This is a genomic window from Propionibacterium sp. (genome assembly GCF_047719395.1).
Taxonomy (GTDB): domain Bacteria; phylum Actinomycetota; class Actinomycetes; order Propionibacteriales; family Propionibacteriaceae; genus Propionibacterium.
This window is the reverse complement of sequence record NZ_JBDNTB010000003.1, coordinates 1-14,823: the sequence shown is the minus strand read 5'-3', so window position 1 is coordinate 14,823 and position 14,823 is coordinate 1. Positions and strand designations below refer to the sequence as shown.

The 14,823-nt window shown below is 64.9% G+C and carries 12 protein-coding genes; 3 read left to right on the top strand and 9 right to left on the bottom strand.

The window, feature by feature from the left end; translation table 11 throughout:
* Positions 1-57: 57 nt before the first annotated feature.
* The 4 genes from galE to cysE all read right to left on the bottom strand — a co-directional run bounded on the left by galE (position 58) and on the right by cysE (position 4,264).
* A complete protein-coding gene (gene galE, locus ABF648_RS00865) occupies positions 58-1,026 on the bottom strand; it encodes a UDP-glucose 4-epimerase GalE (protein WP_415630399.1) in 969 nt (322 codons plus the stop codon).
* A 433-nt stretch (positions 1,027-1,459) separates the two neighbouring features.
* Positions 1,460-2,194 carry a glutamine amidotransferase gene (locus ABF648_RS00860; RefSeq protein ID WP_415630398.1) on the bottom strand — a complete coding sequence of 245 codons (735 nt, stop codon included), beginning with the start codon at positions 2,192-2,194 and terminating at the stop codon, positions 1,460-1,462.
* Between the two features lie 11 nt (positions 2,195-2,205).
* The gene (locus ABF648_RS00855; protein WP_415630397.1) at positions 2,206-3,369 is read right to left on the bottom strand and encodes a glutamate--cysteine ligase; all 1,164 of its coding nucleotides are present in this window, start codon (positions 3,367-3,369) and stop codon (positions 2,206-2,208) included.
* Between the two features lie 97 nt (positions 3,370-3,466).
* Positions 3,467-4,264 carry a serine O-acetyltransferase gene (gene cysE / locus ABF648_RS00850; RefSeq protein ID WP_415630396.1) on the bottom strand — a complete coding sequence of 266 codons (798 nt, stop codon included), beginning with the start codon at positions 4,262-4,264 and terminating at the stop codon, positions 3,467-3,469.
* A gap of 433 nt (positions 4,265-4,697) precedes the next feature.
* Between cysE and hemQ the strand changes: the two genes are divergently transcribed.
* Positions 4,698-5,405 carry a hydrogen peroxide-dependent heme synthase gene (hemQ, locus tag ABF648_RS00845; RefSeq protein WP_415630395.1) on the top strand — a complete coding sequence of 236 codons (708 nt, stop codon included), beginning with the start codon at positions 4,698-4,700 and terminating at the stop codon, positions 5,403-5,405.
* A 28-nt stretch (positions 5,406-5,433) separates the two neighbouring features.
* Here hemQ and ABF648_RS00840 read toward each other — a convergent pair whose 3' ends face one another.
* Positions 5,434-6,243 carry a MurR/RpiR family transcriptional regulator gene (locus ABF648_RS00840; protein ID WP_415630394.1) on the bottom strand — a complete coding sequence of 270 codons (810 nt, stop codon included), beginning with the start codon at positions 6,241-6,243 and terminating at the stop codon, positions 5,434-5,436.
* 289 nt (positions 6,244-6,532) lie between these two features.
* A complete protein-coding gene (locus ABF648_RS00835; RefSeq protein ID WP_415630393.1) occupies positions 6,533-7,831 on the bottom strand; it encodes an allantoate amidohydrolase in 1,299 nt (432 codons plus the stop codon).
* A 584-nt stretch (positions 7,832-8,415) separates the two neighbouring features.
* Here ABF648_RS00835 and ABF648_RS00830 point away from each other — a divergent pair.
* Entirely contained in the window at positions 8,416-9,720 is a 1,305-nt protein-coding gene (locus ABF648_RS00830; protein ID WP_415630392.1) for a dicarboxylate/amino acid:cation symporter, read from the top strand.
* Positions 9,721-9,924: 204 nt separating this feature from the next.
* Here ABF648_RS00830 and allB read toward each other — a convergent pair whose 3' ends face one another.
* On the bottom strand, positions 9,925-11,250 hold the full coding sequence (gene allB / locus ABF648_RS00825) for an allantoinase AllB (protein WP_415630391.1): 1,326 nt from the start codon (positions 11,248-11,250) through the stop codon (positions 9,925-9,927).
* A 232-nt stretch (positions 11,251-11,482) separates the two neighbouring features.
* On the opposite strand from allB, the gene ABF648_RS00820 reads away from it, so the two are divergent.
* Positions 11,483-13,030 (top strand): NCS1 family nucleobase:cation symporter-1, encoded by a 1,548-nt coding sequence (locus ABF648_RS00820; RefSeq protein ID WP_415630390.1) that lies wholly within the window; start codon positions 11,483-11,485, stop codon positions 13,028-13,030.
* Here ABF648_RS00820 and mqo read toward each other — a convergent pair.
* Complete coding sequence (gene mqo / locus ABF648_RS00815; protein ID WP_415630389.1) at positions 12,949-14,508, bottom strand: malate dehydrogenase (quinone); 1,560 nt, start codon at positions 14,506-14,508, stop codon at positions 12,949-12,951. The genes ABF648_RS00820 and mqo overlap by 82 nt on opposite strands.
* A gap of 47 nt (positions 14,509-14,555) precedes the next feature.
* A partial coding sequence (locus tag ABF648_RS00810; protein WP_415630388.1) for an Asd/ArgC dimerization domain-containing protein occupies positions 14,556-14,823 on the bottom strand: 268 nt, incomplete at its 5' end.

The window sequence follows — 14,823 nt, the reverse complement described above, 5'->3', positions numbered from 1 at the left end:
ACGCGAGGGCCTCGACAGGCCTGTGCCGTTCCTGCTGCACCGGCCCCCACGGGAGCGTCAGGCCTGGTGAGCGCGTCGCGCCGACCAGGCGGAGGCAACCATGTCGTCAAGGCTGTTGCGCATCTGCCAGTCGATGTCGCGCGCCGCCATGTCGCCCTTCGCGACGATACGCGCCGGATCACCCGGGCGCCGCGGACCTACATCTGCGGTGAAGTCCTGTCCAGTGACCCTCGCAATGGCCTGCATGATCTGGAGCACGGAGGAACCCTCGCCACTGCCCAGGTTGTAAGCACTCTCCAGCTTGGAGCCATTCATCATCGCTTCAGCCGCGGCCACGTGCGAGCGCGCCAGATCAGCCACGTGCACGTAGTCGCGCACACAGGTGCCGTCAGGGGTGGCGTAGTCATCACCGTTGATGCGCGGGGTCTGCCCCTTCAACAGCATGTCGAAGACGATCGGGAAAAGATTGTGCGGACTGGTGTCGTAGAGATCGTCGCTGCCCGAACCGACGACGTTGAAGTAGCGCAGATTCACGCCCTGCCACGCTTCGTCCACCGGTGCCATGTCAGCATTGAGCCATTCGCCGATCAGTTTGGACTGTCCATAGGGTGACTCCGGGTGCAGTGGAGAGTCCTCGGTGACGACCTCCGTATCAGGAGTTCCGTAGACGGATGCGGAGGAGCTGAAGACATAGCGGTGGACACCAGCGTCCTGCATTGCCTGCAGCACGCTGACAGTGCCGGTGACGTTCTGGTTGTAGGTGTGCAGCGGTCGCGAGACGGAGACCCCAGCATATTTGAATCCGGCCACATGCACGACTCCCTCGCAGGAGTATTCGGTGAGCGTGCGCTGCACGAGTGCCGTGTCGAGGATCGAGGCACGCACGAAGGGCACTCCGTGCGGCAGGAAACTGGTGTGCCCGCTGGACAGGTCGTCTATGACCACTGGATCGATTCCGGTCTGCTGAAACGCCCGAACCACATGGGAACCGATGTATCCGGCTCCTCCGGTGACCAACCAGCTCATTTGCTCTCCTCTTCAACCCACCGACAGTGGATAGCGACTCAGGTTCCAAGCCATATCGGATCACGGCCTTGCCGAAAACCCGGGATGGCGAGGTCATCCCGGTATCGGGCAGTGAGCAATTCATCAGCCATCGCCATTGGCGGCCTGTCATCTCCATTGGCTTGGTCAGTTTCCCACACTTGACCGGGTCTGTCCGTCAAACCACTCAACTGGGTGTGTCCGTTCAACGGTGTGGGGGGATCCGGTGACCGCGTCAGGAAGTGCAGTCACCTGGGCGCTGCATCCTCGCTCGGAAAGGGTCCTGGGGCGCGGACAGCTCTCAGATACTCCGCGGTGATCGACTCGACAGTCCGTGATTGCACTCTGTGGGTTTTGCGGCGCGTGGAACGCGGGAATCCATGGTTCATGGCTGGGACAACCGAGACCTGCACATTCAGTCCTCGGTCGCATAGCGCTGCACGAAGTTGGTCAGCACCAGGTGCTGGCGGCCGTTCACCGGTCCGGTCAGAGCCTCGGCGCAGAGCCGGTCGAACTCATTGGGGTCGAAATAGCCGGCGTTCTTGTAGAGGCTGATCCGGGCGATGAAGTCCTCGGGAGCGAGCTCGGGATGGAACTGGGTGACATAGACATGTGCGCCGATCCGGTACATCTGCACCGGGCACTGTTCGCCCAGAGCCAGTACGGCTGCTCCGCGGGGCGGAATCGAGCAGGCCTCCTTGTGGCCGACGAAGGCGTGGAAGCTGGGTGCGAGGCCCGCGCAGACAGGATCGTGGGCGCCTTCCTCGGTGAGCTTCACCTCGATGGGGCCGGCGGTTTCGGCATAGTCCCGGTTGACGGTGCCGCCCAGGACCGAGGTGACCACGCCCACTCCGTAGCACAGCCCGAGGAATGGGAAGTCCTCGGTGATGGCCCGATTGACGAGGGATGCGAGGTCGGACTCCACCCTGCGTTGCAGGGCGTCCTTGACCGGATCGCTGGCATTGAAGGACCCGCCTCCCAGGATCATCCCGGAGAAATCGGCGAGATCCAGGGGCGGCACGGGCTCGGCCTCGACGCGCAGGTGGATGAGCTCATCGGGGGTCAGGCCGGCATGACTTCTGACAGCCTCGAATTCGCTGGTGGCCGCCTCGTCGTGTTCGCGGGTGCCCAGCAGGAGGAAGGGCTTCATGGTGGCCAATGCTAGGCAGCTCCGTCAGCCGATTCCCAGACCGGGGCGGGCGCGCCGGTCTCGGCGATGAGCTGACGTACCACATCGCGCAGGGATTCAGCGCTCGTTGTCCCCGCGCCGGCTGTACGGCGCTGACGCAGATAGGAGGGGCCGCGCGTCGCGAGCTGCTCGGCAAAGGCCAGTTCCTCCGAGCAACCCAGGTCGTCGGCGATGGAGGAGAGCCGCTCCAGCCATTCGGCCAGGTGCTCGCGCAGTGGCCGCAGTCGCTGGCCGCGGTTCTTCGTGATCACCTCGGCATCGACTCCGTAGCGGGCCGCGCGCCACTTGTTCTCCCGCACGAACCAGGGCTCCAGAAAGGTGTACTCGTGAGGACCTTCCAGGTCGCGCACGATGTATTCGGTGACGCACTGGGTGAGCGCGGCGATCGCACCCAGCTCAGCCTGGGTGGGTACCGAGTCGGCGGTGCGGTTCTCGACGGTGCCGAACTTCGGTGAGGGACGCACATCCCAGCGGATCTCCTTGGGTTCGGTGATCATGCCGCACTCGTAGAGCTCCTCGGTCAGCGCCTCGAACTGGGACCAATCCCCCAGCGTCCACGGCAGGCCGTTGGTGGGTAGTTGCTGGTAGAGCATCGTGCGTTGCGAGGCGAAACCGGTGTCTTCGCCCTCCCAGAAGGGAGAGGACGCCGACAGCGCGAGGAAGAAGGGGTAGAAGGTGGCCAGTGCATCGACCACCGGCAGCGCATGGTCCTTGGATTCCACCCCGATGTGGATGTGCATGCCGTGGATGGCGAGTTGGTGGGACCACCACTGGTTCAGCTCGACCACCTCTTTGTAGCGCGGTTCGTCGAACGTCTTCTGCTCGGCAGAGATGCTGAAAGGGTGACAGCCCGCGGCCATCAGGTTGACGTGCTGCGCGTCAGCCAGAGGACGCACCTCTTCGAGCCTTTCGACCAGATCATGCACGGCATCCGCCACCCGTTGGTGGGGTGAGGAGACGAGTTCGATCATGTTCTGCAGGTACTCCTTGCGCACCGGGGTGTCTTCACCCGCATGGAGCGCTTCGAGCAGGGGCGCAGCGGCAGCGGTCAGCTCGAGTGATTCCGAGTCGACCAGTGCCAGCTCCCATTCGATACCCACCGTTGCGCGCTGTGAGACGTGGAAGTCAACCAGCATTGGCGGCACCTCTCGGTTCAGTTCTCAACAAGTTTAGTGATCGTCACCAAGCAGATGGGTGCTCGGGCTCACGGCTCGCCCGAGCGTTCAACCGACCTCAAAGACTGGGGTCGTCCATGTCGTCGATGCCGTCATCCAGGGCGGGCAGCGCGCTGGCGGGATAGCTCAACGGACGGGCCGGGACCCCGGCAACGGTGGTGAACGGGGGGACGTCCTGCAGAACCACCGAACCGGCGCCGATCCTGGCGCCCTCGCCCACCGTGATATTGCCCAGCACCTTGGCCCCGGCCCCGATCATGACCCCGCGGCCCACCTTCGGATGACGGTCGCCACCGATCTTGCCCGTGCCGCCGAGGGTGACCTCGTGCAGCATGGAGAAATCATCGCCGACCACGGCCGTCTCGCCGATGACCACCGAGGTGGCATGGTCGAACATGATGCCCTTGCCGATCCGGGCACCGGGATGGATGTCGACTGCGAAGACCTCGGAGATGCGGCTCTGCAGATACAGCGCGAGCGGCTGCCTGCGGTTGTTCCAGTAATAGTGCGCCACGCGGTAGCTCTGCAGGGCGTGGAAGCCCTTGAAGTAGAGGAAGGGCACCGAGTATCCACGGCACGCCGGATCGCGGCTGAGGACTGCACGCAGGTCTTCGCGGACGGCGGTGCCGATCTCGGGACTTTCGGTCAACGCCTGCCTCACCAGCATCTGCAGGCTCAGCGCCGTGATGGTCTGGGAGCCCAGCTTGCTGGCAAGGATGAAGCTGAGCGAATCCTCGAATGCGGAGTGGGACAGGATGTTCGTATGCAGGAAGCTCGCCAGTGCGGGTTCGCTCTGGGCATCAGCGCGCGCTTCAGCCCTGATGCGTTCCCACACATCGTCACGGTGCTCGGTCATGGCACACCTTCTGGAAATCGGAGGAATGGGATTCGGGGGCACCAGGCCGCTCAGCGGCCGATGCCAGCACCTGGAATACCGGGTGAGTTGAGGTGATGGTTCAACAACACCGGTGCGTGCCAAAGCGCGGTGCGACGGCACGCGGGCTCACAATCCTCATCACGTGAGCGAGGATACCTGCACACTCCAGTCGCGGTCCGCTGATGCGCCATATGACACTTGTGCGGACCATCGAAGCTGTGAGCAGTCACGCAGGGGGCGGCAGCGGCGCAGACTCAGGACAGCATCGAGCGACCACCTGGTGGGGAGCAAGGGCCAGAGTTCAATGACTCTGGATCTTCGGGGAGGCGGGCTAATCTGTCCGTGCCGACAGCCCGGTCATTGAGCAATGCTGCATCGGGCCTGCTCACCTACGACGAAGGACTCAGCATCCATGACCGGTATTCCAGCAGGTTCGGGCCCAGCGGTGTCAGCCCCGGCGCAGCAGACCTTCTACGCGATGTACAGCGTCTTCAAGGTGACATCGCCCCTGCCGACTGCGCCGCAACGGGCCCAGCACGTGGGCGCTCTGGAGGCATCCCTGGCCAGCCTCGGCGGCCTGCATATCCGCGGCTGGTATCACCTCTCCGGCTTGCGGGCTGATGCGGATGTCATGGTCTGGTGGTGGGCCACGGAGGTGGAAACCCTGCAGGACGCCTATCACCGGGTGCGCTCCAGTGAGATCGGTGCGAGTCTGTCCCCGGTCTGGTCGGCGGTGGGCGTGCACCGGCAGGCGGAATTCAATGCGGCTCATGTGCCCGCCTTCATGGCGGAGCGCGAGCCGCTCGGATATCTCTGCGTCTATCCCTTCGACCGCAGCTACGACTGGTACGTGCTGCCCGAGGCAGAACGCCGCACCATGCTGGCCGAGCACGGACGCGCAGCACAGGCCTTCCCAGGCGTGCAGGCGAACACGATCGCCGCTTTCGGGCTGGGCGACTACGAGTGGTTGCTGGGCCTGGAGTCCGACGAATTGGTCAATGTCGTCGACCTGATCCGCCACCTGCGCGCGACCGGGGCCAGGCTGCACGTGCGCAACGAGATCCCCTTCTTCACCGGGCCCCGGATGCCCGCCACCGAACTGTTCGACGCGCTCGGCTGATCGAGCGATGGTGATCGATCGGGCCTGATCAGCTGCCCTCGATCTCATTGAGATCGTGATAGCTCGTGGTGATGAGACCGACCCTTCTCTGGCCCTGCACGCCCACCACCGTGCTGGCCTCGTTGGCGACCATCGCCACCAGGCTCATCGCCGCGGTGTAGGAGTTGAAGGGGCCCGAGGCATCCAAGGAGCAGGGTAGGAAGTGCGTCACCTCGGGCTCGTAACGGCGGCCGGTGTTATCCGCAATGAGCACAGTCTCGGCGCGTGAATGGGTGCACTGGCGCAGCAGCCTGGCGAAACCAGAGGTGCGGCGGCGCAGGCCTATGAGCACCACGGTGTCGCCCGGGCCGATGCTCACCAGATCTTCCCCGAGCGTCTGGCCGGGCAGCGGCAGGACGTGCACCTTCGGCCGCAGTTGGATGAGCTGCTGGCGAAGGTGCAGCGCCACCGGATAGGAAGACCGCTCTCCGATGATGAACAGATCATTCGCGCTGACGATGGAGCGCACGGCCGCTTGCAGACGCCCATCGGCAAGCCGTGCGAGCTGCGCGATGTTGCGGGTCTCCTGGGCGATGTGAGCCTCGACTCCATGGTTGGGGCCAAGCGGAATGCCACGGTCCCGGCGCGCCTCGGAGCGCAGCGCCGCGAAGGACTCGTAGCCCAGCCGCTTGTAGAGCCGGCTCAGTGTTGGCCGCGAGACCCCGCTCAGCTTCGACAGTTCCGCCGAGGAGTAGATCGCCAGATCGTCCAGGTGCTCCAGCAGGGTGTCGGTGCCACGACGCTCCTGGGCGGTCAACTCCGGATAGACCGCAGCGATTCTTGCCTCGATGGGACTCATCTGGGTGGCTGACGGGTTGTCAGACGATGTACTGCCGGAGGACGTAGGAGGATGGATGCCATCAGATTCTGAACCGGCCGACGGATAGCCCGCCGGATGCGCACCGACTGGTTGCGCATCTGGATCTGCCCATGGCTGGTCCGGCTCCATCACACCTGCATCCTCTCTGCTCGTATCAGCTTCTCACGCCTGATCCGGTCCCATCTTGCTGCCTGGGGGCAGCGATTGAGCCATTTGTCGGGGATGACCCAGGGAATGGCTGTGTGATCGGGCATTGGCCGAAGCGGATTCAGGCCGTGTGAGTCGTGCGGTACTCGTCGGCGACCTGCCAGACAGCGGCTTCGAAGGCATCCAGTGCCGTCGCGACATCCTCCTGGAGGATCGACTCGTCGGGGGAGTGGGAGATGCCGTCGTGGCAGCGCACGAACAACATCGCGATATCGCACATCTCCCCGACCGCCATGGCGTCGTGGCCTGCGCGGGACCACATCCTCCTCGGCTCGCCGGTGGTGCCGGTGGCCTCCTGGATGCCCTTCGAGATGGAGCCCATCAGGTTCGGGGCACAGGGCACCGAACGTGCCGAGTGGATCTGGCGCACCTTCAGGGCCAGCGTGCGACGCGCGCAGATCTCCTTCAGCGCCGCCTCGATCGACTCCCAGGCATGGTCACGTGCCCCATCGGACTCGGCGCGAAGGTCGAGAGAGAACAGTGCCTCACCAGGGACGATGTTCACCGCACCGGGCTCCACGTGCAGCTGGCCGACGGTGGCGATGACGTCCTCGCCCTTGCCGATCGACTCGATCGCCACGACGGCCTCCGCGGCGCCGACCAGGGCATCCTTGCGGCGGGGATAGGGCGTGCCGCCGGCATGCCGGGCCTCGCCGGTGATGGTGATCTCGAAACGGCGGGCACCCGCGATCGATGTGACCAGACCGAGGGGAAGGCCTTCTTCCTCCAGGACCGGGCCCTGTTCGATGTGGGCCTCGAGGTAGCCGACGACATCCTCGGGCTTCTTCGCGGCATCGCCGATCCTCTCGGGATCCAGACCGAAGGCGATGAATGCCTGCTCCAGGGTCACTCCGTTGGCATCGGTGAGGGACCACAGATCATCGGTCCAGGTGCCGGCGAGGGCTCGCGAGCACAGCAGGGTGGCCCCGAAGCGCACGCCCTCCTCCTCGTGGAAGGCATAGGTCTCCAGAGCGAAGGGAAGCTTCTTGCCGCTGTGGGCGATCCGCCTGGCCACCTCGATGGACAGCAGCACACCGAGGATGCCGTCGTAGCGCCCGGCGTCCGGGACGGTGTCCAGATGCGAACCGAGAATCAGTGCCGGCAGGCCGGGGGTCTCGCCCTCGAGGCGCCCGATGCGTGAGCCGGAGGCGTCCTGCCATGTGGTCAAACCGGCATCACGCATCCAGCTGGCCGCGAGCTTGTCCACGCGAGCGTGCTCGGGGCTCAGATAGACCCGCTCGATGCCGCCCTCCATGTCTGAGTAGGTGCTCAGCTCATCGCAGCGATCCATGATGAGTTCGGCCTGGTCCAGATCGGCCAGGCTCGTCGGGGATGTCATGTCATCCAGAGAGGTGCTCATGTGTGCTTCCTCCAAGTAGCGGTCGGGTGCGGTCGGGCCGCATCCACTGTGCGGAAGTGCCCCTTCGCTGCGCCCATCCAGAAACCCGACTGGTCGTCCTGGACCGAGGACATGTCACCTGTCACGTGTGCGCCACAGATGATCTGGCCCTGGCCCAGGCGGGGGTGTGCACTCAGCAGTCTGAGGGATGACACGAGCTGGTTCACGAGGCGTGGACTCCTTGTCAGCAGGTCGAGCGGCACCGATGTGAGGTCGTGCCGCCAAGGGGCGTGAGGCCCCAGGTCAACCCCGGAGTCGTCTGTCGGTCTTTGGTACGAGGTGTTCGTATCAAGGTGTTGTGGAACGGTTGTTTCTCTGAACTCAGTCTGGATCGGCTCTCCTGCATTGACAAGAAGTGATACATGGTTGTCATAGACATGAAACATTCGTTCAGCAAAATACTTCTCATGAAATGACTCTGCCATTTCATGAGTTCCCCTGTGATCAGGGTGATCCCAGGGGTCAGTGGATGGCCCGAGTCGCGATCCTCGTGCCGGCCTCCCACCCCTGCCACTCAACTGCCCCCGGGCAAGAGGAAGTTTGACATGAAGAAATACGCAAAAAACCTCACCGTGCAAATCGTGGTGGCGGCTGTGGCTGGCATCGTGTTCGGTCTCATCGTCGGCCCTTGGACGAAGAACATCGAGTTCGTCGGCAATATGTTCATCCGGCTGATCCAGATGTCCATGGTGCCCCTGATCATGACCTCGGTCATCGCAGCAACAGGAGGCATGTCCGGCAAGGGCGCCGGCAAGCTCGCGGGTCGTACCTTCGCCTGGGACTTCGGCCTGGCGATCGCGGCGGCCATCTGCGGCTGGATTCTCGCCGTGGTGATCAAACCCGGTCAGGGCATGGTCTTCACCGGGCATCTGGATCCGGGTCTGCAGGACTCGGCCGCCAAGACCTCCGGCTGGCAGGACACCATCCTCAATTTCGTGTCGAAGAACATCTTCTCGTCGATGTCGACGGCAGACATGGTTCCGATCATCGTCTTCTCACTGATCTTCGGAGCGGCGCTCAACAGCTTCGTGGCCAAGACCGGCAATGAACTGGTGCTCAACTTCTTCCAGCAGGCCCAGCAGATCGTGCTCATCATGATCCGTTTCGTCATGATGATCGCCCCGATCGGCATCTTCTGCCTGCTCGCCGATCTGACCGGTGAGGTCGGCTTCTCCGTGGTCACCACCGCTCTGAAGTATCTCGGCACCACAATGCTCGGCGTCATCATCATGATGATCCTGTTCGGCCTGTTCGTCTGTCTGAGGGCCAAGCTCAATCCGGCGCTGATGCCCGCGAAGTTCGGCGAGCAGACACTGATCGCCATCACCACGACGAGCTCCGCGGTCACCTTCCCGACCATCCTCAAGAACGCCATCGAGAAGTTCGGTGTGAGCCCTCGGGTAGCCAACTTCAGCCTGCCGATCTGCCTCACCATGGGCGCCAAGGGTGCGGTCCTCAACTATGTGATCGTGGTCTTCTTCCTGGCCCAGGCAGGCGGGATGCACCTTGCCCCGGGCGCGATCGTGATGGCCATCCTGTTGTCGTTGCTGCTCAACCTCGGTACCGTCACCGTGCCCGGCGGGTTCCCGGTGATCGCGATGTTCCTCGCCACCACCCTCGGCCTGCCCTTCCAGGCTGTCGGCCTGCTCATCGCAGTCGACTGGTTCGCCGGGATGTTCCGCACCTTCCTCAATGTGAATGGCGACACCATCGTCTCGCTGCTGGTCGCCCATGACGAGAAGGAGATCGACCATGACGTCTACAACGGCAAGAAGGTTGTCAACGCCGGTGATCTGATCGCCATTGAAGAGTCCAGGGAGGACGCGGAGCTGGTTCCCGCCAAGGCCTGAGGTCCCGTCTCCCTCCAGTGGGCTGAACCAACAGCACAATTCCCCGTCCCTGCCCAGAGGCGGGGAATTGTGCGTTGTCAGAGGCCTTTTCCACGGTCTGAGGCCGTGCGCATCACTGAATCGAACACCGCTGGACCGACAACGGGGGCGAGCTCTTTCTACTTGTCAGAAGCCAAGCGCCCGACTCTTCTTGGCGCTGGTGAGTCAGGCGCGGAACAGCTCCCGGCCCATCACCTCATCGCCCTCCAGGTGGGTGCCGCGCAACCAGACATCGGTGACCGAACCGATCGAACGGTAGCCGTGCCAGGCCGAGATCGGATTGCGGTGCAGCAGCGCCTTCGCGTCCACCGTCATCGGGGTGCGCGGCGACCAGACCGCGAGATCGGCATCATGACCGATCATCAGTCCGCCCTTGCCGGGCACCGACATGATCTCGGCGGGACGCTGGGACATCCACTGCGCCACCCGGGACAGGTCGATGCCCCGCTTGCTGGCCGAGTCGAGCATGGCGGTGTAGCCCACCTGGACGCCCGCGATGCCGCCCCAGGCCAGTTGCAGGTCCCCATCGCCGGCGAACTTGCGGGCCCTGGTCGAGGGGGAGTGGTCGGTCACGACGATGTCGATGAGGCCGTCGGTCAGGCCCTGCCACATCTCCTCCTGGTTGCCCGCGTCGCGGATCGGCGGGCAGCACTTGAACTCGGGCGCGCCGTCGGGAATCTGCTCGGCGGACAGGCACAGATAGTGCGGGCAGGTCTCCACCGTGAGCGGCAGTCCCTCAGCGCGAGCCGCTGCGACCAGCTCCAGGCCCCGGGCACTGGACAGGTGCAGCAGGTGCACCCGGCATCCTGTCTCGCGCATGGTGTCGATGACGAGCTTGATGGCGGTGAGTTCGGCCTCGTCGGGCCGGCTCAGCAGGAAATCGGAGTAGGCCTTCGAGTGTCGCGCCGGAGCTTCCTCGATGATGTGCCCGTCCTCCGCATGGACGATGAGCAGGCCGCCGAAGGAAGCGATCTCGGTCATCGCAGTGCGCAGCTGGTCGGCATCCAGCGGCTCGAACTCATCGACGCCACTGGGCAGTGTGAAGCACTTCATGCCGAACACGCCCTCGTCCCAGAGCTCTTTCAGGTGACCGAGGTTCTGCGGCACCGCGCCGCCCCAGTAGCCCAGATCCACCGACAACTTGCCTGCCGCGGCGGCGCGCTTGGTGGCCAGCGCCTCCGGGGTGGTGGTGGAGGGGATCGAGTTGAGTGGCATGTCGAGCACCGTGGTGACGCCGCCCTCGGCCGCGGCGGCAGTGCCTGTCGCGAAGCCCTCCCAGTCGGTGCGGCCCGGCTCGTTGAGATGCACATGGGTGTCGACGCCGCCGGGCAGCAGCACATCGGCCGGATCGACCACCACATCGGCCCCCGGGCTCTCGTGCTCGTCGAGGGCGGTGATGACGCCGTTCTCGACCCTCACCGTGAGCGGACCCACGGAATCGGGCCTCGCTGCTCGCGCTGCGGAAATGGTGAAACGGGACGGATCGTCCATGCCATGCCTCCGGAAATTCGGGCGCCTCTGCGGCGCTGGGAAGTGGGGTTCTGAAATAGTCATTCCAACTGTAGTTCGACGAGGAATATGTGGCGTCAGTAATCATTCTTGGCGGCCGACACGACATTGAAACATAGCGGCACATGACGCGATACCTAATTGAAACATTGGTTTGGCATCGTTGTTTACGCGAAACACACGTTTCATGTCTGTCTCACTCAGGAGGACCATCGTGGCGACAGAAACCACACTCGTGTCAGACGATCATTCAGTCGGCTCAGCCACCACGGCTCAGTCGGATGTGCATGTCGGTCGTGACTACCACCTCAGCCTGTACAACGACGACCTGGCGCCCCTGGTCAAGAAGCGCTGGAATTGGTACAACATCTTCGCCTTCTGGATGTCGGACGTGCACTCCGTCGGCGGCTATGTGACCGCGGGCTCCCTGTTCGCCTTCGGCCTGGCCAGCTGGCAGGTCTTCGTCTGCCTGATCGTCGGCATCGTCATCGTCATGGTGCTCGCCAATCTCGTCGCGAAGCCGTCCCAGACGGCCGGCACACCGTTCCCGGTGATCTCCCGGGCGCCCTTCGGCGTGCGAGGTGCGAATCTTCCGGCCGTGCTGCGCGGCCTCATCGCCGTCGCCTGGTACGGCGTGCAGACCTATCTCGCGTCCAATGCCCTGGTGGTCGTGGCCGTCAAGTTGTGGCCCAGCCTGGTGCCCTATGCCGACAAGACCCAGCACGGTTTCGCCGGCTTGTCCACGGTGGGCTGGGTGGCCTATCTGGTGCTGTGGGTGGCGCAGGCCTTCGTCTTCTGGCACGGCATGAACAGCATCCGCAAATTCATCGCCTGGGCCGGCCCGGCCGTCTACGTCGTGATGATCGCGCTGACGGTCTACATGGTCTACAAGGCCGGTGCCAGCCACATCAACCTGACACTCGGCTCGGTGAAGTACTCAGGCCCCAAGATCTTGTGGGAGATGCTCATCGCCACCGCGATCGTGGTCAGCTACTTCTCCGGTCCGCTGCTCAACTTCGGTGACATCTCCCGCTACGGCAGGTCCATGAAGGAGGTCAAGCGCGGAAACTTCTGGGGCCTTCCGGTCAACTTCACCTTCTTCTCCGTGCTCACCGTGATCTGCGCTGCGGCGACGATCCCGGTGTACGGTCAGCTGATCACCGACCCGGTCGAGACCGTGGGCAGGATGGACAATGTCTTCGCCGTCGTGCTCGGCGCACTCACCTTCGCCATCGCAACCGTGGGCATCAACATCGTGGCGAACTTCATCAGCCCGGCATTCGACTTCTCCCATGTCAATCCGCAGAAGATCTCCTGGCGGATGGGCGGCATGATCGCGGCTGTGGGCTCGGTGATCATCACACCCTGGAATCTTTACTCCAGCCCCGAGGTGATCCACTACACGCTCGACGTGCTGGCGTCCTTCACCGGTCCGCTGTTCGGCATCCTGGTGTGCGACTACTACCTGATCCGGCACCAGCACGTGGTGGTCGACGACCTCTACACGATGAAGCCCACCGGGCGGTACTTCTACAACAAGGGCGTCAATCCGAAGGCAGTCGGTGCCACCATCATCGGCGGCGTGGTCGCCCTGGCGATCGTCATGATTCCCGCGGAGCCCTTCAAATCGATGGCCAACTTCTCCTGGTTCATCGGCGCCGGTCTGGGTGCGCTGTTCTACTACCTGTTCTCCCAGAACGACAAGGCCAGGTACCTGGCCGACTTCACCAGCACCGAACTCAACAGCACAGTGCCGGCCTGAGCAGGAAAGATACGGCCGTTGAGCCGAGAATCGGGGGGGGGGGCCCCGCCGCCCCCGCCCCCCCGGGGGGGGGGGGGCGGGCGGCCGCGGCGCCCCCGCGCGGGGCCCCACGCCCCGCGCGCCCGCTCGGGGAAGCTGCGGGCGTTGCGTGCATAGGCGATCGGCACGGCCGTGGATGCGCCCGGTGAGGCCCCGAGCAGCCCGGCGAGCGTGCCGTCGGTGCTGCTGACCAGCTCGGTGCCGAACTGCAGCACGCCGCCCTGCCCGGGCACCTGCTTGATGACCTGCACGCGCTGCCCGGCGGTGATGAGCTCCCAGTCCTCCGTCATCACGGTCGGGACGAACTCGCGCAACGCCTTCAGCCGGGTGGCCGTGGTCTGCGCCACCTGGGTGGCGAGGTAGCGCACCAGGTCGAGGTGGTCGCGGGCCACCTGCAGCATGGGCACCACGTTGGTCGGGCGCACTGAGCCGAACAGGTCGAGCCACGAGCCGTGCTGCAGGAACTTCGGCGACCACCCCGCGTACGGGCCGAACATGAGCGCCGGTTTCCCGCCGACGATGCGGGTGTCGAGGTGCGGCACCGACATCGGCGGGGCACCCACCGCCGCCTTTCCGTACACTTTCGCGTGGTGCCGGGCGATCACGTCGGGGTTGGTGCAGCGCAGGAACTGCGCGCTGATGGGGAAGCCTCCGTACGAGGCGGCCTCGGGGATGTGCGACGCCTGCAACAGCGGCAGCGAGCCTCCGCCGGCGCCGATGAACACGAAGTCGGCGGTCATCCGCAGGTGGTCGCTGTTGATCCGGCTGGTCGCGTCCACCTCCCACGTGCCGTCGCCGAGCCGGCGCAGATGCTGCACGTCGGTGGCGTACGAGATGGTCACCCCCTGCCGCTGGGCGAACTGCAGCAGCTGGCGCGCGAGGGCGCCGAAGTCCACATCCGTCCCCTGCTCGGCGCGGGTGGCGGCCACCGGCTGGGACACATCGCGGCCATCCATGACCAGCGGCATCCAGTCGGCCAGGCGGGCGCGATCCTCGGAGTACGCCATCCCGGCGAACAGCGGGTGCTCGCGCAGGGCGTCGAAGCGCGTCTGCAGGAAACTGACATCGGCCGCCCCCTGCACCATGCTCATGTGCGGCACCGAGTGGATGAATGTCGCCGGCGCGAGCTCCCCCGCCTCGGCAAGGCTCCCCCAGAACTGCCGGGAGAGCTGGAACTGCTCGTTGACGTGCACGGCCTTGGCGATGTCGATGCCGTGGGCGGTCGCCGGCGTGTAGTTCAGCTCGCACAGCGCGGAGTGCCCCGTGCCGGCATTGTTCCATGGGTCGGTGCTCTCGGCCGCGGGACGGTCGAGCCGCTCCAGGACGGTGATCCGCCAGCCCGGCTCCAGCCGGCTGAGCAGCGCCGCCACCGTTGCGCTCATGATGCCCGCGCAGATGAGGATGGCGTCGCGGTGCGTTCGAGGTTGCGCTGCCGTCATGAGGGGCCTCCTGGTCTGGGTTCTCTGCCCGGGATGCGAGCGGTGGCTTACAGCTTCGGGGCGCTCAGCTCGGCCAGCTGCACGGCGTTGAGCGCGGCGCCCTTGAGTAGGTTGTCGTTGGTGATGAACATCGCCAGGCCGCGCCGGTCGGGCACGCCCTCATCCTGCCGGAAGCGGCCCACATAGCTGGGGTTGCGTCCGGCCGCCTGCCGCGGGGTGGGGACGTCGGTGCCCGCCACCGCGGGAGCCGTGGCGGGCCGCTGCTCGGCGGGCTCGCCGGGCCGTGGCCGCTCGCGCTCGGCGGGCCCCGCCCGT

Excerpts from the sequence above, each read along its gene's own strand:
- cysE (WP_415630396.1), bottom strand. The coding sequence starts at position 4,264 with ATGACCGAGCACCGTGACGATGTGTGGGAACGCATCAGGGCTGAAGCG.
- ABF648_RS00830 (WP_415630392.1), top strand. The coding sequence starts at position 8,416 with ATGAAGAAATACGCAAAAAACCTCACCGTGCAAATCGTGGTGGCGGCT.
- mqo (WP_415630389.1), bottom strand. The coding sequence starts at position 14,508 with ATGACGGCAGCGCAACCTCGAACGCACCGCGACGCCATCCTCATCTGC.
- hemQ (WP_415630395.1), top strand. The coding sequence starts at position 4,698 with ATGACCGGTATTCCAGCAGGTTCGGGCCCAGCGGTGTCAGCCCCGGCG.
- ABF648_RS00860 (WP_415630398.1), bottom strand. The coding sequence starts at position 2,194 with ATGAAGCCCTTCCTCCTGCTGGGCACCCGCGAACACGACGAGGCGGCC.
- allB (WP_415630391.1), bottom strand. The coding sequence starts at position 11,250 with ATGGACGATCCGTCCCGTTTCACCATTTCCGCAGCGCGAGCAGCGAGG.
- ABF648_RS00835 (WP_415630393.1), bottom strand. The coding sequence starts at position 7,831 with ATGAGCACCTCTCTGGATGACATGACATCCCCGACGAGCCTGGCCGAT.
- ABF648_RS00840 (WP_415630394.1), bottom strand. The coding sequence starts at position 6,243 with ATGAGTCCCATCGAGGCAAGAATCGCTGCGGTCTATCCGGAGTTGACC.
- galE (WP_415630399.1), bottom strand. The coding sequence starts at position 1,026 with ATGAGCTGGTTGGTCACCGGAGGAGCCGGATACATCGGTTCCCATGTG.
- ABF648_RS00855 (WP_415630397.1), bottom strand. The coding sequence starts at position 3,369 with ATGCTGGTTGACTTCCACGTCTCACAGCGCGCAACGGTGGGTATCGAA.